Origin of the sequence: Brevundimonas sp. 'scallop' (genome assembly GCF_011045535.1) — a bacterium.
Taxonomy (GTDB): Bacteria; Pseudomonadota; Alphaproteobacteria; order Caulobacterales; family Caulobacteraceae; genus Brevundimonas; species Brevundimonas vesicularis.
The window spans coordinates 2,573,996-2,595,948 of the sequence record NZ_CP039382.1 but is presented as its reverse complement, the minus strand read 5'-3'; the positions used below and the strand labels follow the sequence as shown (position 1 = coordinate 2,595,948).

At 65.8% G+C, this 21,953-nt stretch carries 26 protein-coding genes and 1 tRNA gene; 8 read left to right on the top strand and 19 right to left on the bottom strand.

The window, feature by feature from the left end; all coding sequences use genetic code 11:
- Nucleotides 1-18 precede the first annotated feature (18 nt).
- From E4341_RS12930 to msrA, 5 genes are all read right to left on the bottom strand, one after another.
- Nucleotides 19-336 carry a hypothetical protein gene (locus E4341_RS12930; RefSeq protein WP_165117795.1) on the bottom strand — a complete coding sequence of 106 codons (318 nt, stop codon included), beginning with the start codon at nt 334-336 and terminating at the stop codon, nt 19-21.
- 111 nt (nt 337-447) lie between these two features.
- Nucleotides 448-2,412, bottom strand: a complete 1,965-nt coding sequence (gene mdoH, locus E4341_RS12925) for a glucans biosynthesis glucosyltransferase MdoH (RefSeq protein WP_165117793.1) — start codon at nt 2,410-2,412, stop codon at nt 448-450.
- Nucleotides 2,413-2,565: 153 nt separating this feature from the next.
- Complete coding sequence (locus tag E4341_RS12920) at nt 2,566-4,413, bottom strand: acyltransferase family protein (RefSeq protein ID WP_240893564.1); 1,848 nt, start codon at nt 4,411-4,413, stop codon at nt 2,566-2,568.
- An 86-nt stretch (nt 4,414-4,499) separates the two neighbouring features.
- Complete coding sequence (locus E4341_RS12915; RefSeq protein ID WP_205751299.1) at nt 4,500-5,822, bottom strand: VOC family protein; 1,323 nt, start codon at nt 5,820-5,822, stop codon at nt 4,500-4,502.
- A gap of 71 nt (nt 5,823-5,893) precedes the next feature.
- Entirely contained in the window at nt 5,894-6,544 is a 651-nt protein-coding gene (msrA, locus tag E4341_RS12910; protein WP_165117787.1) for a peptide-methionine (S)-S-oxide reductase MsrA, read from the bottom strand.
- A gap of 139 nt (nt 6,545-6,683) precedes the next feature.
- On the opposite strand from msrA, the gene E4341_RS12905 reads away from it, so the two are divergent.
- From E4341_RS12905 to E4341_RS12895, 3 genes are all read left to right on the top strand, one after another.
- Nucleotides 6,684-6,773 (top strand) — tRNA-Ser (locus E4341_RS12905).
- Between the two features lie 184 nt (nt 6,774-6,957).
- A complete protein-coding gene (locus E4341_RS12900; RefSeq protein WP_165117785.1) occupies nt 6,958-8,148 on the top strand; it encodes a site-specific integrase in 1,191 nt (396 codons plus the stop codon).
- Nucleotides 8,145-8,573, top strand: coding sequence for a hypothetical protein (locus E4341_RS12895; RefSeq protein ID WP_165117783.1), 429 nt, complete (start codon nt 8,145-8,147; stop codon nt 8,571-8,573). Before E4341_RS12900 ends, E4341_RS12895 begins: the two co-directional genes overlap by 4 nt.
- 148 nt (nt 8,574-8,721) lie before the next feature.
- On the opposite strand, the gene E4341_RS12890 is transcribed toward E4341_RS12895, so the two are convergent.
- On the bottom strand, nt 8,722-8,871 hold the full coding sequence (locus tag E4341_RS12890; protein ID WP_165117781.1) for a hypothetical protein: 150 nt from the start codon (nt 8,869-8,871) through the stop codon (nt 8,722-8,724).
- A gap of 490 nt (nt 8,872-9,361) precedes the next feature.
- Here E4341_RS12890 and E4341_RS12885 point away from each other — a divergent pair, with 490 nt between their 5' ends.
- The 4 genes from E4341_RS12885 to E4341_RS12870 all read left to right on the top strand — a co-directional run bounded on the left by E4341_RS12885 (nt 9,362) and on the right by E4341_RS12870 (nt 11,188).
- Nucleotides 9,362-9,697, top strand: coding sequence for a 6-carboxytetrahydropterin synthase (locus E4341_RS12885; RefSeq protein ID WP_165117779.1), 336 nt, complete (start codon nt 9,362-9,364; stop codon nt 9,695-9,697).
- Nucleotides 9,694-10,470 carry a hypothetical protein gene (locus E4341_RS12880; RefSeq protein WP_165117777.1) on the top strand — a complete coding sequence of 259 codons (777 nt, stop codon included), beginning with the start codon at nt 9,694-9,696 and terminating at the stop codon, nt 10,468-10,470. The genes E4341_RS12885 and E4341_RS12880 overlap by 4 nt, the downstream gene beginning before the upstream one ends.
- 62 nt (nt 10,471-10,532) lie before the next feature.
- Nucleotides 10,533-10,946: a Lar family restriction alleviation protein gene (locus tag E4341_RS12875; RefSeq protein ID WP_205751298.1), complete on the top strand. Its 414-nt coding sequence runs from the start codon at nt 10,533-10,535 to the stop codon at nt 10,944-10,946.
- Entirely contained in the window at nt 10,943-11,188 is a 246-nt protein-coding gene (locus tag E4341_RS12870; protein WP_165117773.1) for a hypothetical protein, read from the top strand. Before E4341_RS12875 ends, E4341_RS12870 begins: the two co-directional genes overlap by 4 nt.
- 82 nt (nt 11,189-11,270) lie before the next feature.
- On the opposite strand, the gene E4341_RS12865 is transcribed toward E4341_RS12870, so the two are convergent.
- The 5 genes from E4341_RS12865 to E4341_RS12845 form a co-directional block, all read right to left on the bottom strand.
- Entirely contained in the window at nt 11,271-11,459 is a 189-nt protein-coding gene (locus tag E4341_RS12865; protein WP_165117771.1) for a hypothetical protein, read from the bottom strand.
- A complete protein-coding gene (locus E4341_RS12860; RefSeq protein ID WP_240893563.1) occupies nt 11,449-11,823 on the bottom strand; it encodes a hypothetical protein in 375 nt (124 codons plus the stop codon). The genes E4341_RS12865 and E4341_RS12860 overlap by 11 nt, the downstream gene beginning before the upstream one ends.
- Nucleotides 11,820-12,380 (bottom strand): glycoside hydrolase family protein, encoded by a 561-nt coding sequence (locus tag E4341_RS12855; protein WP_205751297.1) that lies wholly within the window; start codon nt 12,378-12,380, stop codon nt 11,820-11,822. The genes E4341_RS12860 and E4341_RS12855 overlap by 4 nt, the downstream gene beginning before the upstream one ends.
- Before the next feature lie 40 nt (nt 12,381-12,420).
- Nucleotides 12,421-12,900 (bottom strand): hypothetical protein, encoded by a 480-nt coding sequence (locus E4341_RS12850; protein ID WP_165117769.1) that lies wholly within the window; start codon nt 12,898-12,900, stop codon nt 12,421-12,423.
- Between the two features lie 62 nt (nt 12,901-12,962).
- Nucleotides 12,963-13,295 carry a hypothetical protein gene (locus E4341_RS12845; RefSeq protein ID WP_165117767.1) on the bottom strand — a complete coding sequence of 111 codons (333 nt, stop codon included), beginning with the start codon at nt 13,293-13,295 and terminating at the stop codon, nt 12,963-12,965.
- A gap of 106 nt (nt 13,296-13,401) precedes the next feature.
- Between E4341_RS12845 and E4341_RS12840 the strand changes: the two genes are divergently transcribed.
- Entirely contained in the window at nt 13,402-13,548 is a 147-nt protein-coding gene (locus tag E4341_RS12840; RefSeq protein ID WP_165116852.1) for a hypothetical protein, read from the top strand.
- A gap of 9 nt (nt 13,549-13,557) precedes the next feature.
- Here the strand turns inward: E4341_RS12840 and E4341_RS12835 are convergent, their stop codons facing one another.
- The 8 genes from E4341_RS12835 to E4341_RS15795 are packed head-to-tail and all read right to left on the bottom strand — an operon-like array spanning nt 13,558 to nt 21,800.
- Nucleotides 13,558-14,313: a hypothetical protein gene (locus tag E4341_RS12835; RefSeq protein ID WP_165117765.1), complete on the bottom strand. Its 756-nt coding sequence runs from the start codon at nt 14,311-14,313 to the stop codon at nt 13,558-13,560.
- A gap of 10 nt (nt 14,314-14,323) precedes the next feature.
- Complete coding sequence (locus tag E4341_RS12830) at nt 14,324-16,162, bottom strand: hypothetical protein (protein ID WP_165117763.1); 1,839 nt, start codon at nt 16,160-16,162, stop codon at nt 14,324-14,326.
- Between the two features lie 26 nt (nt 16,163-16,188).
- The gene (locus E4341_RS12825) at nt 16,189-18,054 is read right to left on the bottom strand and encodes a phage tail protein (protein WP_165117761.1); all 1,866 of its coding nucleotides are present in this window, start codon (nt 18,052-18,054) and stop codon (nt 16,189-16,191) included.
- Complete coding sequence (locus tag E4341_RS12820) at nt 18,047-18,436, bottom strand: hypothetical protein (protein WP_165117759.1); 390 nt, start codon at nt 18,434-18,436, stop codon at nt 18,047-18,049. Before E4341_RS12820 ends, E4341_RS12825 begins: the two co-directional genes overlap by 8 nt.
- A complete protein-coding gene (locus E4341_RS12815; RefSeq protein WP_165117757.1) occupies nt 18,436-19,035 on the bottom strand; it encodes a hypothetical protein in 600 nt (199 codons plus the stop codon). Before E4341_RS12815 ends, E4341_RS12820 begins: the two co-directional genes overlap by 1 nt.
- Nucleotides 19,035-19,697: a hypothetical protein gene (locus E4341_RS12810; RefSeq protein ID WP_165117755.1), complete on the bottom strand. Its 663-nt coding sequence runs from the start codon at nt 19,695-19,697 to the stop codon at nt 19,035-19,037. The genes E4341_RS12815 and E4341_RS12810 overlap by 1 nt, the downstream gene beginning before the upstream one ends.
- Nucleotides 19,697-20,488, bottom strand: a complete 792-nt coding sequence (locus tag E4341_RS12805) for a hypothetical protein (RefSeq protein WP_165117753.1) — start codon at nt 20,486-20,488, stop codon at nt 19,697-19,699. Before E4341_RS12805 ends, E4341_RS12810 begins: the two co-directional genes overlap by 1 nt.
- Nucleotides 20,427-21,800, bottom strand: coding sequence for a TonB-dependent receptor plug domain-containing protein (locus E4341_RS15795; RefSeq protein WP_165117751.1), 1,374 nt, complete (start codon nt 21,798-21,800; stop codon nt 20,427-20,429). The genes E4341_RS12805 and E4341_RS15795 overlap by 62 nt, the downstream gene beginning before the upstream one ends.
- Nucleotides 21,801-21,953: the final 153 nt, after the last annotated feature.

Sequence of the window (21,953 nt, the reverse complement as noted above, 5' to 3'; positions counted from 1 at the left end):
GACGGCTCCGCTTCGGTTTTAGCCGACGCGGTGGACGATGGTCTTGATGGTCTCGGCCTTGGTCGGCAGATCGGCGGCGAGACGCGAGGCGATCTCGCGCGCGCCCACCGGATAGGCGTCGCCGCCGTCCGCGATGGCCTTGGCCTTGGCGGCGGCTTCCAGCAACAGCTTTTCCAGACCTTCGATCTCTTCCAGAGCCAGGGCGTGGGCTTCGAGCTGAAGGCGTTTGACGCGGTCGGCGGTGGTTTCGGGCGCTTTCATCAGGTTGTAGATCTCGGCCTCGGCCGCGACGAGCCGCAGGTCAGGCTTGGCGTCGGAACCGGTGGATTTGGCCATGGAATCACGTCTCCCGCAAACGACAGGAGCCTAGGGTGAGGCCGATCGAGATTGACGTCGAGCGTTGCTGTAACGGTTGTGGCGACACTGTGGCCGCCACGCATCGGTCGATTACCGCTCGGGTGCCCGTGCCGGGACCATCGCAGGCGCAGCGACGGGGGCCAGGACGCCGCCGGCGACCGCACGCAGCGGCGAGCGCGGTGTGTGCAGGACGGCTGGCGAAACGCTGACGCCGTCCTGAACCGGGGTGACCAGATAGCCCTTGGCGGCCAGCTTATCGCCCGAGCTGACGCGCGAGGTCCAGACGGTGATCGGGGCGGCCAGCAGCAGCGGCAGGACGATCGGCGCGAACCAGGTGGCCAGGTCGGGACGAACCGCCAGCGGAATCAGGAAGCCGACGCCGGCGATCATCTGCCAGCGCATGGCGCGGAAAGCGTCGGACCAGGCCAGGCCGTCGGCCTCGCGCTGCTGGGTCGACCAGCCGGTGTCGTGGCCCGAGACGATCTGGATGAAGGCCTTGGTGTTGGCGACCATCAGGATGGGGGCCAGGATCGCGGACAGGGCGATTTCGGCCGCCATGCCCTTGGCGATGGCGCGACGGCCGCCGAAGGCGCGCAACTCGGCCGGACGGCTGAGGACCAGGGCGGCGCCCATGAACTTGGGCCCGATCAGCAGCACGCCGGACAGGAAGGAAGCCAGCATGAAGGGCGTGAACTGGGGGTTCAGGATGTAGAAGAAGCTGGTCCAGTCGACCGGATAGAACATCTGGATGAACAGTCCGACCATCAGCGAGGCCAGCCACAGCGGCGACGACAGATAGGCCATGCAGCCCATCAGCAGCTGAAGGCGGCTCATCGGCGACAGGCCCTTGGCCGTGATCAGGCCCAGGTGCTGCAGGTTGCCCTGGAACCAGCGGTGGTCGCGGCGGATGAAGTCGGTGATCGACGGCGGGGTCTCTTCCCACGATCCGTCCAGCGAGGCGGTGACGTGGACGGCCCAGCCGGCGCGGCGCATCAGGGCGGCCTCGACGACGTCATGGCTCATGATGTGACCGCCGAAGGGCTTGCGGCCCTTCAAGTGCGGCAGGCCGCAGCAGGCGGCGAAGGCGCGCGTGCGGATGATGGCGTTGTGGCCCCAGTAGCTGGATTCCGAACCGGTCCAGTAGGCCAGACCGGCAGCGGCGACGCGGCCGTATAGGCGCACCGAATATTGGGACACGCGCGCGAAGACGGTGCGGGCCTTGATGATGACCGGGGCGGTCTGGATCAGGCCGACGCCGGGATTGCGCTCCATGGCGTCGACCATGCGCAGCAGGGTCTCGCCGGCCATGGTGCTGTCGGCGTCCAAAACGATCATGTTCTCATAGGCGCCGCCGAAACGACGGACCCATTCGGCCAGGTTGCCGGCCTTGCGCTCGGCGTTGTCGGTGCGGCGACGGTAGAAGGCCTTGGAGTTGGCGGCCATGCGGAACGACTGGAAGACCGAACGCTCTGCGGCGGCGGCGTCTTCCTTAGTCGAGTCGCTCAACACGAAGATGTCGAAGGCCGACGAGGCGCCCAGACGCGCCAGGCAGGAATCGATCTGGGACAGGCGCGCGAAGGACGAACGGGCGTCCTCGTTGTACAGCGGCATCAGCAAGGCCGTGCGGGTGCGCGGCATCGGCGGATGCGGCGAGAAGGCGAGGTCCGCCTGATCCTTGCCGCGCAGCATGACGAACAGGCCCATCAGGCCGCTGACGAACCAGCAGGAGATGGCGGTGATGAGGACCATGAACAGGCTGAAGGCCAGGATCTCGGTGCCGTCCCAACCCTTGCGGGCATAGAGGTAGAAGGGCGTGATGGCCGACAGGCCGGTTAGGACGATGGTGCCGGCCAGCAGGGCCAGGCGTCGCGTCGCGACCGTGCGCGGCGAGGTCGCGGGCGTCACGTCGGCGACGGCGTCGGGCGCGGACAGGGACTGAACCGGCATGGCCAGCGGCGCCTCGTCGGGCAGCCACGACCAGCTAGGCGTTTGCGCGCCGTGGATCGTCGTCTCGATTTCAGCCTGTTCGACAGGCCGGATCGCCAGCTTGTTCATGCCGCTCTGGACGCCCCCGAGTGAACCGGATGTCGTCCCGAGGGCTGGGGACGACGCGGAGTGCTGCACTGCAACACGACGTGCATAATCGATCACATTCGCGCGATTTTCAATCACGCAATGTTGATGAAACCAAAAAATGTGGGGGTGAAGTCAGGCCGGAACGTCGAACGGGGCGGCAGCCGGGCGACGGTGCGGCGACTCCGTGGCGACCGACAGCAGTTTACGGTCCAGGACCCAGGCTGCAACCCCAACCCAGCAGACCAGGACGATGGCGTAGAGCCTCTCCCACCAGCCGACGTTGGCGTCATTGACCGTGCCGGGGAAGACGAGGTGCTTGGTCAGGACCGTCAGGATCGCCATGATGACGAAGGTGACGACGAGGAAGAGCTTCAGGCGCGGCACGTCCCGGCGTTTGGCCAGCCCCCACAGCAGCAGCATCGGCGCCAGCTGGATGCCCAGGGCCAGGTTGATGATCATGTGGCGCGGATCGGGCCAGGGCCACAGGGTCGAGGCCGACATGCCGCCGCCGGCCAGGATGAAGACGATGGCGATGACCCAAGCCGCGACCCGCGCGCCGGTCAGGGCGTAGATGGCCAGACCAAAGCCGATCCCCGCCAGCCCGGCCATGACGCCGGCGACGAAGACCCCGCCGTTGAAGATGATCGGCGCCTTGGCCGTCGCCCCGCCCAGTTCGCTGAGATACTGGGTCGCATTGTTGAAGCCGGGGTAGGCCAGGATGGCCACGGCGACCACCGTCAGGGCCAGAAGCGGCGCGGCGACGCCCACGCCCAGCAGCCGACGACGGCGGTGATAGCGAAGCTGCGGTTTCAGCAGGGCCTGGAGGTCCAGCGGCCAGGGCCTGCCGTCCAGCTGCTTCAGCCCCCACAGCGGGCGAATGGCCGGAATGCGACGCACGACCTCATAGATCGCCAGACTGCCGACGAAGGTGACGGCGATCAGGGACAGCAGTTCGACCGGCGCCGGAAGGTTCGCTGGCCGGATGATCCAGACGGCCGCGACCAGCACTGTCTGGTGCGCCAGATAGAGGGGGAAGGTAGCCTGGGTGAGATAGGTGAGCGCAGGGCCGCCCCGGTCGCGCAGATGGCGATAGCCGAACCCCAGGATGGCGACGATCACCGCCCATTGGTCGATGCCGTAAACGGCGGCCTTGGGCACGCCCCAGAAGGCCCGCGCGCCGGGATGCCAGACCTGGACCATCATGATCGGCAGGGCGACAACCGCCAGGGCCAGGGCAATCCAGCGATACCGCTCCATCGTGCGCCACAGGCTCTCGCGGCCCACGATGCTGAAGCCGAACAGGAAAGCGACCAGCGATAGGGCGTGATTATACCAGTCGTTGTGCAGGGTGTTGGTCAGGCCGAACCAGGGAAAGAGCAGCCACCGGATGGCGAAGAGATAGAGGATCGGCAGGATCAGCAGACACGGGCCTGTCAGCGCCTTTTCCAGCCCATTGCCCAAGCGCTCGATCAGGCCGGGCTGACGCCACAGGACGACGGCGACCAGGCTGTAAACGGCGATATAGACGATGAACCACAGATGGTTGACCGGCACGCCGTCGGCGAGACCGCTCCAGCCGAACTCATGACCCAGCCAGGCGACGAAGCCGACGACGCCGCCGGGCCAGCCGCCCTTGTCCATCGACTCGATCCAGGACTGGATCGGCACCAGAACCAGGGCGCCGAAGATCAGGGGCGGGACCAGCCGCTCGAACCGGGCGCGGGCGACCTCGCGCGGGGTGCGCCGGAAGGTCATGAACCGCAGAGCGGCGCCCGACACCAGAAACAGCAGGGTCAGCCGCCAGGGATTGGTGACCAGGATCGCCTCACGCATCCACTCGAAGGTGTGGGCGCTGTGGATGTGCCAGTCATAGACCCCGTAAACCAGGCCCACATGATACAGGATCAGCAGGCCGAAGGCGCCGACCCGGATCCAGTCGAGATCGTAACGGCGCTGGGTCGGGGAAGCGGATGGGTTCACGGCCGCGTCTATGATCCGCGTCTGCGCATCAGGCAAGACGCCGGATGGACGCGGGGCGCCGCCAGCCCCGCATCCGGTTGAACGGACTAGACCGTCTCCGTCAGGCCCAAGGCCTTCAGCGTCGCTGTGATCGAGGCGTCCTGTTCGGCGCGATACAGGGCCATCTCGTCCTTGACCGGACGACCAAGCGCCTGCTCGAAATCGGCCTTGGCGGGGTCGACGGCATAGGCGGTTTCGCGGGCCTCCGATCCCAGGTTGGACTGGAAGATGCCGGCGGCGCTGACGGGCAGGAAGTCTTCGTAGGTGATGGGTTCGGCGACGACATGGCCCGAGGCGATCAAGGCGTCCAGATCGGCGGTCTCGGCGCGGGCGGCGAGCCCCTCAGGCGTCGCGCGATAACGGAACCAGGCGAGGTCTGCGCGGCGCAGGGCGTCCCAATCGTCGGGCAGGGCGGCGAAGTCCTTCGTCGCCAAGGCCTCGTCGTACAGGGCGCGACCGGCCGGGGTCAGGGCGCAGCCGCGCTGTTCGATCTCGCCGAAGCGGGCGGTGTGGGCGCCCGCCGTGGGGCCGTCGACGCCGGGGAAGGTGATCGCCTCTTGCAACGCCTTGAAGCTGGTCTGGCGCAACAGGATCGGACAGGCGCGGGCGGGCGGACCCTCGATGGTTTCTTTAGGCGAAATGCCGCGTTCGGGCATCGCCGCCTGGGCCGCGTCGATATCCAGCGTGCGCGGCGTCAAGTGGTTGATGTGCGGCCCTTTGAAGCTGACCACATCGGCGACCAGTCGGTGGGCGGCGACCAGCCGTTCGTAGGTCTCGGCGCTGACGGTCGCCTGGGCGTGCCAGCGGAAGGTCTCCAACAGCTCTGACACGAAACGATCGGCCTGGGCCTCGTCCAGACCGCCGGCGGCCTCCGCTGTCTCGATCAGCTCACGCGCGCCGGGGGTGAAGATGTCGCGGCGGGCCAGGGTCTCGGCCGCTTCCGCGCGCAAGGCTTCGTCCTCGATCAACTCCAGCCGCAGCAGCGAGGTGAAGACCCGGAACGGATTGTGCGCCAGGGCGGCCGGATCGACGGGCCGGAAGGCGGTGGAATGCACCGGCACCCCGGCCGGCGCCAGGTTGTAATAGCTGACCGGCTCCATCCCCATGACCGCAAAGGCGCGCGCGATCGTGGCCAGTTCATCGGCCGTGCCGACGCGGATGGCGCCGTGGCGCTCCTCTGACAGACGCGCCAGTTCGCCGGACGCCGCCAGCCGGTCGGCGCCGCCGGCATCGGCCTTCAACGTCTGCGCATTGATGTCCGCCACCAGCGTCAGCAGGTCGCCGTATTGCGGCACCTCGGCCCGGTACATGGCGGAAAGGGCGGCCGAAAACCGGCTGCGGATATCGTCAGGATGGACGAAGGCGGACATAAGCGCTCCCATTTTTCGCCGATCCATAGGCCGACTGGCCGCCGGTTGAAACCCGGCGGCCGTCGCAGGGGTCAGGCGTTGACGCCGACCCCGATGGGGCAGACCACGCCGGTCCCGCCGATGCCGCAGTAGCCGGCCGGGTTCTTGGCCAGATAGCCCTGGTGATAGCCCTCGGCGTAGAAATACTCGCCGGCCGGTTCGATCTCGGTGGTGATTGTGCCGCGCCCGGCCTGGGTCAGGGCGGCCTGATAGGCGTCGCGTGACGCCTCGGCTTCGGCCTGCTGATCGGCGTTCAGCGTGTAGATGGCCGAGCGATAGGTGGTGCCAATGTCGTTGCCCTGGCGCATGCCCTGGGTCGGGTCGTGGTTCTCCCAGAAGGCCTTCAGCAGTTCGGCGTAGGTGATGACGCTCGGGTCGAACACGACCTTCACCACCTCGGTATGACCCGTCCGGCCGGTGCAGGTCTCTTCATAGGTCGGGTTGGGCGTGATGCCGCCGGAATAGCCGGCCGAGGTCACCCAGACGCCCGGCAACTGCCAGAAGATGCGCTCCACGCCCCAGAAACAGCCCATGCCGAAGATGGCGGTCTGGAAACCGTCGGGATAGGGCCCTTTCAGCGGGTTGCCGCTGACATAGTGGTTCACATCGGTGTCCAGCGGCTCGGCGCGGCCGGGCAGAGCGGTCTCGGGCGTGGGCATTTCGGCAGTCTTCTTGAACAGCATTTGCGGCTCCCTCATCGGAAAATGACGTTGAAGTCCATATGGGGATGCGAGAGGCGCTTGCCGAGGGGGCGAGGGTGTTCTATCAGGCCCGCCTCCCGCCGGATCGACCTCCGGCGGCGCGCAAGACGCAGCGTGAAACGGACAGGTGGCGGAGTGGTCGATCGCGCACGCTTGGAAAGCGTGTGTAGGTGAAAGCCTACCGAGGGTTCGAATCCCTCTCTGTCCGCCACACCCACGCCCTCCAATGTCACCGCTTGCCAACCCAGCGCCCCGCTGCGCAAGGATTTGCGCCTCAAGCCCGTCATCGCTGGACGGGACGCGAACCGCTCATCTTAGGGCGGGACTTAGGGCGAGCTTAGGGTGGCGACCGCTTCTGTCGTCGGCGTATGTTCTCCTTACGTTCTGGAGAGGCCATGGCGCGCGACGTAAACAGATTGAACGGCAAGAAGGTGCCGGGGATGCGCGAGCCTGGTCTCTTCGCGGATGGGGCCGGACTCTATCTGCGGATCGATCAGACCGGATCGCGGCGCTGGGTCTATATCTTCTATCGAGCCGGACGCCGGCGAGAGATGGGCCTTGGGAGCCTTGAGGCCGTCAAGCTGACCGAAGCCCGCGCGGCCGCTGACAAGGTGCGAGCCGACATCAAAGTTGGTATCGACCCTATCGAGGCGCGGCGCAAGGCGAATGCGCCGAAGCCGGACACCACCTTTTCAGCCGTCGCCGCCGATCTGATGGACGGTTTGGAGAAGGGCTGGAAGTCCCCAAAGCAACGCCCGCAATGGGAGGCGTCCCTGACCCAGCATGCCGCCGCCATCTGGAAGGCCGAGGTCAGCATGGTCGACACCGAAATGGTCCTGAAGGCTCTGCGCGAGATTTGGACGACGAAACCAGAGACCGCCCGCCGCGTCCGGTCCCGCATCGAAATGATCCTTGACGCCGCCACGGTGCGCGGCTTCCGGACAGGCGAGAACCCGGCGCGCTGGCGGGGGCACATGGCGCGCATGCTGCCGAAGGTCAGGAAAGAGCAGGGCCACCACGCCGCGATGGCCTATCAGGATGTCCCGGCCTTTCTTGAGCAACTGTCCGGGCGCCACAGCATATCCGCCGATGCGTTGAGGTTCCTGGTCCTGACTGGCGCTAGATCCGGTGAGGTGCGAGGGGCGACCTGGGACGAGATCAAGGGCACGACGTGGATCATTCCAGCCGAGCGCATGAAGGCGGGCCGAGAGCATCGCGTGCCGCTTTCGTCCGCTGCCGTCGGCGTGCTGACCGCGATCGACGCCGACGTGCGCCAAGGCCTGATCTTTCCCGGCCTAAAGGGACCGCTGTCCGACATGGCTCTGGCGATGGTCATGCGGAAAATGGGGATCAAGGATGCGACCCCTCACGGATTCCGATCTGCGTTCCGAGATTGGGCAGGCGACTGCACCAACTACCCGCGCGAGCTGCTCGAAGAGGCTCTGGCCCATCAGGTCGGTTCTGCCGTCGAGCGCGCCTATCGCCGTGGTTCCGCTGTTGAGAAGCGCCGGCCGCTCATGGAGACGTGGGCTGACTACTGCATGGGCGCCACCCGCGCCGACAACGTCTATCCGCTGAAGGCATGACTGCCGAAACCGTCGGCTCCATGATCGAGCGGGGCGCGAAGATCACGTGGGAGTGCGAAGTCGACCGGATCGAACACGGCGGCCATGTGGACCTCGCTGCTGTGGCGCGCGCAAAGGGCGAAGACTTCACCCTGGCAAACAGGCGCCCCGCCTGCCGCGTCGAGGGCTGCCCCGGTCGAGTTCGGTTCATGGACAAGACGAGCACCTGGCCCCGCCAAGTCGACACGATCACCGACATGGATCGGATCTGGTGGGATTACACCGCAGCAGAGAATGAGCGGCTGAAGGCTCTGGGCTGGTGGCTGGAAATGGGGAAGTGGCGGCCGCCGCCCGCGCCGGTCTATGGACAAGGCCTCAACGGCAAAACGCCCCCGGCAGTTAAACCGGGGGCGCTTAGGGCGGGCGGTCTCACCCTGGGAACGTAATAGACCGCCCACCGAACGGGGTGGCGCATATTGCCGGGCCACCACCCTCATAAGCCGGCTCTGCTGCGGTTAACTCCAGCAGTGACCATCGGTTCCTGTGAGCGGAACACGACGAAAGCCGCCACCCCGAAGGATGACGGCGCGAGGACTAGCTTTCGCGCTTCAGCTTCTCTTCGACAGCCTCACGGATGAACTGGGCCATCTTCTGAGGCCCTGCGATCCGTTCGATCTGCTGACGCTGTTCAGCCGTCAGTCGAACCTGTGTGGCCTTCACGCCCATGTCTGGTCTTCCCGCCATGACGGCTGCTTAAGCGATACCGCCTGAGTCGCAAAAACCGGTACCGGTTCTCTTGTGTCCAAAAGCGGTACCGGATATATATGCGGTATCGCTTTTGGAGGCAAGGCAATGCGGCTTCACGAAACCATGGCAGAGCAACTGATGAGGGCGGCGATTGATCAAGGCCGCTGTGATGGCCGATGGGGAGCGAGGGTCAATCCTGGCGATTGGACCGGCGTTCATCGTGCGGCATACATCCGCGAGCATGCCGAGGGCGTGAAGGACCGCCAGCGCGAGCCGCATCGGTGGGGAGCAACGTCGTGAGGCGCTGGACTGCAATTGCGCACTTTGGCTCGCCGTTCTGGGAAGGGCGGGACTTCATTCTGACACGCGGCCCGCGCTGGTGGTGCGACCTGCGCGCTCGCTGGTGGCTGGCGTCTCACACATATAGCCGCGTCCAGATCACCCCCTTGACCGTCCAACTAGGCGACGATGGCAAGGTGAGGTTCGCGTGACCCGTCCGAATTCTCCGCGTTGTTTCGACTGGACCGAGACGACCTTCGACGCCGCCCACAAGGGCGAGTTCGCCGAGCAGGTGCACGGTCACACCTGGAATGTTCGCGTTTGGTGGCCAGCCTCGCCGCCGAAGGATGCGCGGTTCATGCACGCGCGACTGCGTCAGTATCTGGAAGCTTCGTTCGATCACCGCCTGCTGGATGAAGTGATCCCGGACCCGACCAACTATGGGGTCGCGAAGGCTCTCCTCCAACTCATGGGCGACGACATCAAGATTATTGAGGTCTGGCGGGGAGGGTCCGTGCCCTGCGGCGCTAGGATCGAACTATGACGATCCACCGCCATGCTGGCCCGATCACCGGAGCCGATGTGTTCGCCACGGTCGCGGGCCGCAACTTCCTCGCCTCCTATGAGACGTCGGCTCGTTCTTGGGCGGACAGTGCAGAACAGGTGGCGCAGACCCTCTGGTTTGATCCTGGCGCCTATACGATCTATCGCCGCCTTCAGGAGACGATCCGCAAGCGGCGTGCTGCTGGCGAGGTCGTCTCGGCCGATGAAGAGCACGAACTGCTACACGCTCCCCGCGACTGGCGGGGCTATTATGACTGGCTTGACGCCCGGCTGGACCGGCCGACGACACTGGCGATCATACCCGACGTGATCGACGGGGCCTCGCAGCTTCAAGACTCGCTCATCAAGGAATGGCCCTACGGCAAGAAGGGCGTGCCGGTGTTTCACATCCACCACAGCGCTGAGCGGATGCTGCGCCTGCTTGATGAATGGGAATGGGTCGCCTTCGGCAGTGCGGGTGAGTACTGGGAAATTCTGAGCCCAGAGTGGGAGGAGCGAATGCACTTCCTGTGGAACGAGATCGCCAAGCGCCACCAGCGGACGCCCCAGGTCCACATGCTGCGCGGCATGCAGCTCTGCCTAAAGCCGAACCCGTTTCCCTTCGCGTCGCTCGATTCCTCCGACGTAGGCCAGAACCACAATCGGCCCCAAAATACGGCGCTGGACATGATCAACCGTTGGGACGCGGCTCAGTGCCCCGCCCGCTACACGCCGCGCGCCCATCAACTCAGCCTGCTGGATATTGCCGCATGACAAATGAAACAGAAGTCGAGCGCTGGACGCGCCTAGTCGCCGGAGCAGAGGCCGAGGTTTCGATGTATCAGCAGGACGGTCCGAGAGAGCACATCCGCGAAGCGCGGGACGCTCTGGATGACGCGCGGCTAAGTCTGGTTCGGGCGAAGAAAGCCGAGGCCGCCAAACAACCCGGCTTGCGGCTCAAGCCCTGCCCCTTCTGTGGAGGACCGGCTCAGATCGAGCGTTTCGGCAACACGCGCGTTTCGACGATCTACGCCTGCGACGAGTGCGGCTGTCGCTTGGAGACCGGCGAAGAATTCCGCCACGGCCGGTCCTGGAACCGCCGGGCCAATGATCAAACGAAAGCCGACCTGACTGATGCGCTTTCCCGCGCGCTGGCGGAGATGAAGGCCCTCTGCGGCAGTCATTCGATGGCTGAGATCGCGCTTGCGGAGAAGGTCTTGGCGAGGGCGATCGGGGAGGCGGGGCAATGAGCGATGGCGACGAATACGAGTATGATGATCGTGACGGCATCACATGCCCTCGCTGTCAGGGCGACGGGACGGTCGACTGCCATTGCGGCGGTGACCTGTGCGTCTGTGAAAACTACGGCGAGCGCGATTGTCCGGTTTGTGGCGGTGACGGCGAGGTTTCCGAAATGGTGGAGGCGCAATACGAGGAAAGTCGCCGCCAAGCCTATGAGGCTATGCGGAAGGTCTGGCCGGACCCGGAATAGCAGAAAGGCCCGCCCTCCGAAGAGAGCGGGCCTCGATAGCGGAGCCGTGGCTCAACGCTGGGGTCGATAATGTCGAGGGTATCTAGCCCGGTCGCGGCGGCGGCGGACAATCCAGCCCTCGCATCCCCATGGTGTCGAAGAATCGGCACAAGCGCCCAACTTGGGCCGCCAGCCGGTCGCCGCGCGCCTCGATGGCGATGTCGTAGGCGTCGAGCGCGGCCTCCGAATAGATCGCTTCGGGCGCCAGCACCGGCTTGGGTTCAACCGCCAAATCCGCACTCGGCGGGAAGGCGGGTGTTCCCCTGCTGGCGCAACCGCTCGCAAGCGAGGCGGACGCGGCGAGTGCTAGGGACAGCATCAGGGAGCGAGTTGACCGCATCGGATAGATCCTTTTCGCGGGCGTTGATGATGGGGGTTTCGGCGGCGGCCTCGCGGGCGGCGGTTTCCCGCGCGCTGGCGGCCTTCGCCTCGGTCTTCTGGATCTGTGCCGCCTGACGGTCCCGCTCGCCATGTGCGCCCCTGTGGGAGCAGTAGGCGCCGGTCAGGACGAAGGCGGCAATGGTGGCGACGATCAGCCAGCCGGTTGGATTAAGCAGGCGGGGAATGGAGCGGAGGAATGCGAGGGCGGCGATCACGCTACGCCCCCGGTTTCGATCTGCTGGGCGATGCGTTCGGCGCGGCCCTTCACCTGTCCGACCCAGACCTTGTTCGCCCGGATGGCGGCGGCCGCCTCGCGCCAGCGGCCTGCCTTCATCAGAGCCACGGTGTTAGGCCACTTCTCGACCAGGCCATCAGCGCCAAGGTTGAAGGCGATGTTCTGGATCGCGCGTTGCCGCACCGGATCAGCCGTCCGCCACCATGGCGCCACCCTGTCCAGGTCGCGCTTGAAGCGGGCGATGTCATTTCGCTTCAGAAGATCGGCCTCCTCATTCGAGATGCCGCCTCCCTTCCTCTTGTCGATCAGCCGGCCGATACCGATGGTCCAAAAGCCTCGGCTGTCCTGATAGGCGTGGAGAACCCGGCCTTCGTCACGCTCCAGCTCGCGGATCAGCGCCATGTCGTTCGGATCGATCTCACCGATTGCCGCAAGCGACGGCGCCGGGATCGCCGCCTTGATCCGGTACACTTCGGGCTGCGTCAGTCCGCGCCCGAGGATATCGCGCACCACGTCGAAGAGAGCCTTGTCGCTCATGATCAGTCTCCAGATTGTGGGGGTAGCTGAGAGGCTGGCGTCAGCCCGCGTTTGCGGCGCTGTTCAGCGTCATCAGCAGAAGGAGGCTCGCAAGCACGGTGATAGCGCCGCCCAACATGGCCAAGCGAAGCCAGCGGCGCCCGATTTGCGGGTGGTCCGGGTCTTCGCTGGCAGGAAGGTCAGCGACAGCAATCGCCGGGGCCTCGAAGGCCATCTGAACGACGCCTCGATCTGACATCCCGAACTTCTGGCCGATCTCGATCAAGCGTTCGATCAAGGGCGGCGGGGAGCGGCGGCGCAGGACATAATCGAGAATGAACAGCATCAGCATCAGATCGGCCGTGGCCTTGAGTGGCGAAACCCAGCTGATGGCTGACAGGGTGACGACCTGTCCGGGGAACAGGATCGTCACGCCTCGGAAAAACAGAACGCCCATGTAGACGGCGCCGCAGATGATAAACGGCAGCGGCGCCGTGATCCGCGAAGGAAACAGCGGACCCAACACCTTGATGATCGGCACACAGACGGCGGCGGCTGCGATGTAGGTGAGCCCGGAATAGAGGGCGATGGCTTCTTGCAGGGTCATTGTTCGCGACCTCCCAGCCGCTTATCGATCTGCCCCTTGATCCGCTCGATGAAGGCAGGGCCATACGGGACAGTGATGAGGCCGAGCGTCAGAGCTACGGCGGGCATGGCGAGGCCTGGAATGACGGTCAGGACCCAGCCGGTGAACGCTTCTGCGACAGCTGGCGCAAACAGAGCGCCGGCGACCAACTCAAGGAGGGCTCGGCGGCGCGCCTCGGGCGTTCCGACTTTGGCGCTGAAGGCGGCGATGACGCCGAGGGCGCCATAGAACATTCCGCCGCACAGCCCCCAAAAGGCAGCGATTGTGCGCGGGTCAGGCAAGTCAATCATCCGCCCCTCCGATAGTCAGGCCGTGGTGGAACAGCCGTTGGGCGGCTTGAAGCGAGGCGATGGACCCGATCACTCGCCCGTGCGTTCGGCTTTCATGAACATGCTCTTGCTCATCGTCGGCGCCGTGGTCCTGGCAGGGCTGCTCTTCACGATCTCTTCGATGGTGAACAGGCGGAACCAGCCTCCAGGCTTCATCGACAAGGACGCTGACGGCGAACCCGACGAACCTGGCGGCCCCGCAAAGGATCTGTGATCGCTGACCTCAGGCGACGCCGATTCCATAGACGTGGCGGCAATACTGCCGCAGCGGCTCCAGACTGGCGGGCGTGGCCAGCAAATCGGCGGTGAACAACCAGATGTCCGAATAGCCGCCCAGGAAGGGGTAGGCGCCACCCGCGACACCCAGGGCGCCAAAGACAAGAGCGCCGTTGGCCATGGCGTCATCCGACACGGCGTCGGGCAGGCGCGCCCCATCGACCTCGGCCTTGATCACGCCGCTTGCCGAAGCCCCGACGACGATCAGCCGCCACCGGCCATACCCGTTGGGGATGACGATTTCAGCCGCACCAGACCCGACCTTGTTGTGGAAACGCAGGACGTCGTCTGCGTTGCGGATGATGCCGGTCTGCATCTCCCCACTTTCGAAAATGCCGCCCATCCACTGATAATCGCCGGGCTCCTCATAGACGCACATGGCCCAGGTCCATGCGCCTTGGCTGGGGAAGGTCGTTCCAGTCAAACCGTAGGCATACGGCGCGACACCGTTCTCCAGGGCCGGCTGCCCGTTGATGGCGCCCTCGACCAGCGGGGCTCGGAAGGCCGCGTCGGGCTGAGCCAGAGATCGAACGCCCTTGCGGCCGTTCAATGCGCTGACCTTGCCGCCGACCAGCGTAGTGTGCGCCGGATCGGCCTGGAACCAGTCCATCAGGTTCGGCATGGCCAGGATAGCGGCAGACAGCCCGCCATCGCCCATCGGAGCGTTGGCATTGGTCGTTTCAACAGGGGTCTTGAGCAACATGGTTCGGTCCTCAGGCGATGGGCATGGAGAAGCGGGCTGCGGGAATGACGATCTCGGCCGGGACGCCCAGGCCGCGCGCATTCCAAGGAGAAGCGGCGCCGGTGCGATGCACGATCAGACCACGCTGACTGGACCAGCCATTGTCGTCGTCCGCCGTCTGCTGGTTGGCGTAGTGCAGGGTTCCGGCCGCCGCCGACGAAAGGGTGAGCGTGACCTGACGCGCCCCGGTCACGGTCGCAGCCGTGATCGACGCGCCCGTATAGGTGAAGCCCAGGCTCGGGACCGACAGCGTCCAGTCGCGCGGATCGGCGGCGATGTCGTGATTGAAGGTCACGACGAGGCTTGCGCCCGTTCGGACGGCTGACACGGGCCAGACGCCATCGAACCCGTCGCCGTGCGTGACCTGGTCCTGAACCCAGGCCACCCGCTCGCCAAAAATCGCTCGCCCTTCGGCCGTGGGATGGATGTCGTCGGACAGCAGCGGCAGATCATACATCGGGATCAAGGCCGTCGTGGCGGCATGGGCCTTGGCGTAATCCAGCTGCGCCGTCTCCACGCCGGTCGGCACATTGACATCCCCACTGTTGGTTTGAGCCAGGATGACGAACGGCTCTTGGTCCTGATCAGCCGCCGCTTTCAGGTCTGGCAGCAGATCGTCCAACAGGTTCGACAGCGGGTAGGGATAGGGGCCGCTCTCGCCGTGAACGACGACCAGGAAGCCCAGGGACACGCTGCGCCCGTAGCGCGCCCCCGCGACCCGCGCTTGTGACGCTGAGGTCAACGCGTTCGCATACATGGTCGTGCCCTTGACGAACTGGCCCAGCGGCTGCCCGCCGAAATAGTCGCTGCGCCATAGTCGGGCGGGGGATCGGCGGCCGGCCTTGCGATCCATGGCCTCAGCCGCGACGGCCGCCAGACCCGCGACGTGGCTTCCCTGCACGGACTGGCCATTGTCCCGCAACGGCGCAAGGTCGGACAAGGCGCCCGGCGTCACGGGTGCGCCATAGCCGTCCAGCGGGCCGCCGATGGTGCTCTGAATGTGGGCGATGCCTTCGGAGAACATCAGCGCGTGATGCGGATAGACCGCGCCCCCGTTGATGACCGCACCTCCGGCCCGCCCGGCGTTGGACTGACCATAGAACAGGGTCATGGAGATCGGGCGATGATCAACGGCGACGGCCGTGGCCAAGGCCCCCGACAGCGGCTGGATCACGTCGCAGATGTAGAGGTCCGACGCCTGCACCGTTCCCAGGCGGTAGCCGGTCACGTCCAGACGAAGGTTGAACGCGCCCCAATCGCCCCGCAGCGGCGCGACAGGCAAGAAGGCGGGCGCGCCCTCCGGCCCCCAGGCCTGCAACAGGGCGCCGTTGCGCGCACCTTGTTGCGGGGTCAGGCCGTTGCGATAGCCGTCTCGGGTCAGGGGAGTGCCATAAAGGTCCAGCGATCCGACGGTCATCCGGCCATCCTGACCGACCGACACCGGCACGCGGCCGTCCGGCGTCTCGACGGCAAACACCTTGCCGGCCATGGCGTCGCGACGGCCCGTCAGTTCACGGCCGGCGCGGGTCTCGATCCCGGCCCCCAAGGCGTCGCTCACCACGGTTACCGCCTCGGCGGCGGCGGCCTGTGAGGATTCGGAGGCCTCGGCCGCCTCTGTCACATAAGGCTGCATCAAATCTTCGACGGCGGCCGTATCGCCCACAGCGGCGGCGGCGATCTTCAGATCGATCTTGGCGCCCAGGGCGCGCGCCTCTCCTTTAGCGACCTTGTTGGCGCCCGATGCTGGAACGCCATCGACTTGAAAGTCACGGAAAGTCGCGCCAAAGGCCGCTGATAGCGGTTCAGCCATGGGTCACCTCGGTTTTTATGGTCACGTCAGGCCGCTGGATCGACCTGGTCCTGATAGGCGCCGTCTCCACCCCATCCGCCCGGCGGGGGCGGATTGCTGGGATAGGAGCCGCCCGCGTCGGACGTCGATTGCCAGCCAACGAACACCCATGACCCCATCGCCAGGGCATTGGAGGCGAAGCTACCGGGCAGGGCGGCGTATCCCACATCGGCGCGCCAGAAGACGCCGTACTGCGTCAGTGACGCCAAGCCAGTCAGCGACGCGGCTGGAAGGTTGAGCGTCGAACCGTCCGGCAGCACGCCGCTGAACGCCACGACGTTGATCGTGTCAGATGTTGCTGACGTGGGATATGGGACAGAGAGGTTGATCAGACGACGAGCCGGTTCCTGCTCGCCGGGCACGATTGGAGGCTTATCAACGGGCGGCACGCCCGGAGCGGGCGCCTCCCCGGCATCGATCTCTGTATCCGCCAGGACGACGTCGAAGATGACCTGGGCATTGGCGAGATCCAGCTCGACATTCGTCACCTCAACGACGACATCCGCCATCGAACGAAGCTCGGGGTTCTGGATGCGGATGAACCGCTCGCCCAGGCCGTTCAGGCCAAACACCGACGCACGGACCTGACCGCGACGCGGAGCGGTCAACCGCGTCATCTTGCGGCGCGCTAGTTCCATCGCCTGCGTCCCGCTCGGGCACCACGGCAGTTGCAGGGCCTCCGATCGTTCGACGCCGTTACGGCCATCGATGTCGTCTTGATCGAATAGGGTGCCGGCCTCGACCTCTGTGTAATCCTTCGCCGGATCGACGAACGAAACGACGAGGGCGTTGCAGGCTTCCTCATCGGTCTGGAAGGCGCGCCAGCTGTAGCCCTGGATGTGTTCGCCCGTCAGGACGAAGGTCGGCTCGACATAGCGCCCGGCCTTGACGATCAGCCGGCCCCGGCCGTCCAGCGACATCCAGCCGTCGAACGTGGACAGCAGGGCCTCGCGCACGGCTTGCGGCTCGGTGTTGACCGGATAGTTGCCGGCGCACCGATAACGCGCCTCAGTCACGCCGCTGCGGGTGACGATCTGGTCGCAGTAGTCGGCCTCGGCCGTCAGCTGATCCAGCACCGGCGCAATGCTTCGTTCCCAGCGGCGTCCGTGGCGATGCCACTCGACGAAGACCAGCCAGACGACCGGGTTCCAGCTCGCTTTCCAGGTCGATGGGTCAGTCCTACTCTGCGATGGATCGCGCCAGTCGTAGCAGACGGCAGCGGCGACGATGGAGACGACAGGTTCGCCGTTCGGGAAATGGCGCGCAAAGCTTTCGCGCGAACGGTGTTGAGCGAATATGCCGATGGAGGCGATGCCGTCGCCCCGCGCCGTCGTTGGCCAATAGGCGCCGAAGTTCGGCGTCAGCATCGAATAGTGGGTCTCGGTCGGATTGCCGGGGCGGGTCTGGATCCGCAGCAGGTCGCCGGAGCCGAACTGCTCGCCCGCCATGCCCTGGACCCAGCCGTCGGCGTTCCGGGTGACGCGGTTGTCATGCTCGTAAACGGCATCGACCGAGGCCAGCCGACCTTCACAGACGGCGAGCACGGCGCCGTACTTGTTGCCAACGGCCTCGCGCAGCATGTAGGCGCCCGACATCCGCGACGGACCGCCGATGGCATGGACGCGGATCGGACGAGGTTGCTTGCGCGTGACCTTCTGGCCTTCGACATCTGGAAGCGATGAGCGCGCGATGGCGCTCAGGCCCAAGGTGACCGTCGTGGTGATGGCGGCATAGGCGGCGGCATAGGCGGTGACGTAGATCGCGGTCGCTGCGATCGATCCGGCCGTCGCCCCGGCCGCGCTGACCGCCCACGTCGCAAACGCGGTCGCCGCCGCCGAAACCGGATCAGCCATGCGACACACTCCAGGCTTTCACGACACGGTCAGGCGAAGCGGAATAGAGGCCAGCTTTGGACTGAATGGCCCACCGCTCGCCGAGGAAGATTGCGCCGAAGATCAGGCCGTGCAGGGCGACCAGCCCGACATCGCCGCGCAAAGCGCGCTCAGTCTTGACCAATCCCGCCGCCGACATCCTGTGGCTGACGACCTGCTCGATGCCGCCCAGCCGCTTCAACAGACGCTCACGCCCTAGGGGGGTCCGGTAGCGCCCGCGAAGATCGGCCGCGGGGTCAGGCCAGCCATTCGCGACCACCCAAGCCGCTGGCGTCAGCACGCAGTCCGTCGCGCCGTCCACGAAAGGCGTGGCGGCCATCCGCTCCAGAAAGTCGTCCAGCATCAGCCCGGCGCAGGCCAGGTGATGGTGGAGTCCACAGAATAGCCCGCGACCCTTGCGCAGAAGGTGTCTGTCGGCGCTCGGCGTTTCTGTTCCGCGTCGGTGTAGAAGGCCAGTTGCGGCCGGGTGCGATCGGTAAAGCCAGAGCCGACGGAGAGGGTGACGCGCCGGGTAATCTGGTCTTCAGTCGCGCTGCGGTCCACGGCAGGGACATCCGCAACACCATCCCAAAGCCAGGCGACGCTGTCCGCTGGCTGCCAGTCTTCGTCGAAGAAAACGACCCCGACGTTGACCGGCGCCGCCCGGACTTCGGCCGCGTCATCATCGGCCAAGGACAGGGTGATCTCGTCGGCGCCGTTGAGGGTGAACTCAACCCTCTCCCCCAGGCCACCGATCAACTGGCTCAGCGCAGGGATTTCGCCGACCAGACCAATACCGAGATACGTACCGCCCTCCAAATCGACGTCGTCAGCAGGCAGATCGTAGTCGCCAACGCCCAGCCAGGCGCGGACGTAGCCCTGCGTTTTCGTCTTCAGCAGGAAGAACAGAGAATAGCGCGGAGCCTGAAGCGCTGACATGGCGGCGGCCTGTGCGGGCAGCATCAGAAGGCCTCGACCCACACGGCGTTTGCCATGCTTTCGTGGTGGGGATCGATGGCGCCCAGGAACTCGTCAGGGTTGGCCAGGCGCATCACGCAGCCGGGCGTGGAGAAGTCCAGGCCTACGCCGGACGCGACCGCCTCTCGCAAAGGTGGCCGAACTTCGATCCTATAGCCGCCCGGCTCGACGTCCTGAACCCGCGCGACCGTGTAGAGCCGTTTGCCCCTCGTGGCATGAACGATGGAGAACCGCTCGCCGGCCTCCAGCGGCACGCCACCGACGAAACTCACCCGAAGCGATGTCGCCCGCAGCGCCGACGCTTCCGTCGTCGCGCTGGCGACGCTGCTGGTCTGATAAAGACTGCCATCCGCGAAAGGCGTCCCGTCGGCGTGAGCCACCAGTTCAGGGCTGAACGCCCATTCGAACGCCGGCACCACTATCGAGGAGACCCCGCCATCCAGCACGGCTTCAAGCGCGCGCGCCGCCTTGATCTGCGCGCGCGTCACCAGCTCGATCTCGCTCATCCAACACATCCAGAACCCGCCGCCGTCTGTGCGCGCCAGGCCAGGGCCTGACGCTACCCTGACGCCGCCGCTGACGCTGATCGAGGTCAGTCGCCACCGCTCGGAGCCCGGCGGAAGAAGGTCGAAGGGATAGGCGTCCATTATTTGCCCAGTCGCATTTGCTGCTGCTGAAGGGCGGCGGCGCCGCGACGCGAGGCGTTGATGGCGTCGGCCGCTCCGGTTACGCGCGCCTGCTCGGCCATGGGCTGAGCGACACGGCGAACCTCGACGTCGAACAGTGAGGACTTGTCCACGCGCACCTCCAACACTTCGCCCATTCCTGCTGCGGCCGGCGCGCGGCCGTAACCGCCCGTCTCGGCCATGCTCTCGCGCAGCATCCGCGCGGTTTCGACGGCGCTGGTCACATGGCCGGAGCCGCCGATCATGAACAGTTCGGGCCGGCCATGCTCCACAGTGTGATAGAAGCGTCCGGCCTCGGCCCCACCGCCGGCCGCGCGCCCTCCGCCGAAGAATGACTTGGCGACGTTGAAAGCCGACGAGAGCCAGCTTCCGCCCCCGCCGCCGCCCGCGCCGCCAGTCCCAGACTTCATGCCGTTGAACAGGTTGAAGAGCTGGTCCAAGGCCCCGTCCAGCAGCCGTTGCTTCAGCTGGACGCCGATGTATTCGCCGATCCGCCCTTCGCGGATCGCCTCGGTTACCTCGCGTCCGTAGGACTTGAACTGCGCCCGCAGTCGCTCTGTCTCCTGATGATCGAACAGTTCGACCCGCCGTGACGCGCCGCGATTGAAGATCGCCATCTGCTGGCCACGCTGCTGGTCGTCCAGCTCGGCGTCGTTCTCGAGCTCAAAGGCCTTGCGCTTGCGGGCGATCTCAATCGTGGCCAGCAGGATCTCGCGCTCGACGCGATGACGCTCGGCTTGGGTGCGAACCATCTGCGCATCGATGTCGAGCAGTTCCACTGATCGGAATGGCGCTAGGGGCCAGCAGGGCTTGCGGGTGGCGTAGACGGATCAGATGCCCGGTCTGAACCCCGAGCATGCGGAAGGTCGCAGCGAAGGTGTCTTCCTCCTCGTCCATCTGGTCGAAGACCGCGCCGATCGCACGGAACGAGGCCGAGCCGGAATGCTGGGTCGCGTTGGGTCGCAGGCTGGACACCGTCGGCGTTGCGCTGAGGAAGATGCCCTCCTGCAGCTGGCGGCTGAAGCTGAACGATCCCGTCAGCATGTTGCCGGCGGCGACGTCGTCGACTTCGAACAGCGCGCGCAGGATGGGCGCCTCGGTCGGAACGGCCGTCACCGTGCCGACAGGGAAAGCCGTCAGCTTCTTCCGACGCAGGCCGGCGAGGCTGATGTTCAGGTTGAAGTCCTGGGTGTTTTCGCCGGTGAACTGGGTCGAAAGCTGGGACATCGTCAGGCCCTCATAGACCCGGATGTCGTTGTCGCCGACCTTGATGGCCAGGTCGAAATACTGCTCCGCCTTGGAGCCGCTTTCGAAGGTGTGATCGAACAGTGGACCATTAGCGACAGGCGCCGCCGGCGGACCCATCGCTGCGCGCAGCAGCAACGGCAGCTGACGCGTATCGGCGTCGACCACCAGCTCGCCGGTCAGGCGGAAGAAGCCCTTACGCGGTCGCGTGGGATCCAGCACATTCTTGCGGATGCCGGGATTCCCCAGGCGACGTTCCTTGAAGTCGAACGGACGCCCCGAGATCAGATCGACCGTGGCGCCCAGCGAGCCCTCGTCCGTCTGGGCGTCGGCGGACTTCTGAACCTTCAGCGAGTTGAACAGCTCGGAGGCGAAGGTGTTGAACTGGAAGCCCCGGTCGCGACGCAGGGCGCCGTCGGCATTGCTGGCGCCCGAGGTCGACAGGGTCTCCAACCCGTTCAGACGCACGCGGGTGAAGTCGCCGCCCAGGCCGCGGACCGAGATCGAGTTGCCCTCGCCGTTTTCGCGGTCGATGGACACACCCGGGATGCGTTGCAGCGATTCCGCCAGGTTGGCATCTGGGAAGTCGGCGATGTCCTCGGCGTTTATGACGTCGACGATCGTGTTGGAGCGGCGCTTTTCGGTCAAGGCGCTGGCCAGCGACGCACGGATGCCGGTGACGACGATCTCACCCACTTCGGTGGCGTCCTGGCTCTGGCTCTCTTGAGCTTGAACCGGGGCCACGAACAGCATGGCCCCCACAACGAGCGCCGCTGGCGAAACGGCCGCGCGCAGGTATCCCGTATGTTGGTTTCGCATAGTTCCCTCCGCTCTTGTCGTGCTCCGTGCCTCTTGGCGGGCCGGATGCCGACAGTCCCCTGTCCCTCAAATATCGAGGAACTCCAAAATCTCGTGATGAAATCGACGCGCCCTAAGCGTCAATGTCACCGGTGTCATAAAACGAAAACCTGT

Bases quoted from the DNA above. Each gene is read 5' to 3' on its own strand.
- E4341_RS12930 (WP_165117795.1), bottom strand. From the start codon at position 336: ATGGCCAAATCCACCGGTTCCGACGCCAAGCCTGACCTGCGGCTCGTC.
- mdoH (WP_165117793.1), bottom strand. From the start codon at position 2,412: ATGAACAAGCTGGCGATCCGGCCTGTCGAACAGGCTGAAATCGAGACG.
- E4341_RS12915 (WP_205751299.1), bottom strand. From the start codon at position 5,822: ATGTCCGCCTTCGTCCATCCTGACGATATCCGCAGCCGGTTTTCGGCC.
- msrA (WP_165117787.1), bottom strand. From the start codon at position 6,544: ATGCTGTTCAAGAAGACTGCCGAAATGCCCACGCCCGAGACCGCTCTG.
- E4341_RS12900 (WP_165117785.1), top strand. From the start codon at position 6,958: ATGGCGCGCGACGTAAACAGATTGAACGGCAAGAAGGTGCCGGGGATG.
- E4341_RS12895 (WP_165117783.1), top strand. From the start codon at position 8,145: ATGACTGCCGAAACCGTCGGCTCCATGATCGAGCGGGGCGCGAAGATC.
- E4341_RS12890 (WP_165117781.1), bottom strand. From the start codon at position 8,871: ATGGCGGGAAGACCAGACATGGGCGTGAAGGCCACACAGGTTCGACTG.
- E4341_RS12880 (WP_165117777.1), top strand. From the start codon at position 9,694: ATGACGATCCACCGCCATGCTGGCCCGATCACCGGAGCCGATGTGTTC.
- E4341_RS12875 (WP_205751298.1), top strand. From the start codon at position 10,533: ATGTATCAGCAGGACGGTCCGAGAGAGCACATCCGCGAAGCGCGGGAC.
- E4341_RS12870 (WP_165117773.1), top strand. From the start codon at position 10,943: ATGAGCGATGGCGACGAATACGAGTATGATGATCGTGACGGCATCACA.
- E4341_RS12855 (WP_205751297.1), bottom strand. From the start codon at position 12,380: ATGAGCGACAAGGCTCTCTTCGACGTGGTGCGCGATATCCTCGGGCGC.
- E4341_RS12845 (WP_165117767.1), bottom strand. From the start codon at position 13,295: ATGATTGACTTGCCTGACCCGCGCACAATCGCTGCCTTTTGGGGGCTG.
- E4341_RS12835 (WP_165117765.1), bottom strand. From the start codon at position 14,313: ATGTTGCTCAAGACCCCTGTTGAAACGACCAATGCCAACGCTCCGATG.
- E4341_RS12830 (WP_165117763.1), bottom strand. From the start codon at position 16,162: ATGGCTGAACCGCTATCAGCGGCCTTTGGCGCGACTTTCCGTGACTTT.
- E4341_RS12825 (WP_165117761.1), bottom strand. From the start codon at position 18,054: ATGGCTGATCCGGTTTCGGCGGCGGCGACCGCGTTTGCGACGTGGGCG.
- E4341_RS12820 (WP_165117759.1), bottom strand. From the start codon at position 18,436: ATGCTGGACGACTTTCTGGAGCGGATGGCCGCCACGCCTTTCGTGGAC.
- E4341_RS12815 (WP_165117757.1), bottom strand. From the start codon at position 19,035: ATGCTGCCCGCACAGGCCGCCGCCATGTCAGCGCTTCAGGCTCCGCGC.
- E4341_RS12810 (WP_165117755.1), bottom strand. From the start codon at position 19,697: ATGGACGCCTATCCCTTCGACCTTCTTCCGCCGGGCTCCGAGCGGTGG.
- E4341_RS12805 (WP_165117753.1), bottom strand. From the start codon at position 20,488: ATGGTTCGCACCCAAGCCGAGCGTCATCGCGTCGAGCGCGAGATCCTG.
- E4341_RS15795 (WP_165117751.1), bottom strand. From the start codon at position 21,800: ATGCGAAACCAACATACGGGATACCTGCGCGCGGCCGTTTCGCCAGCG.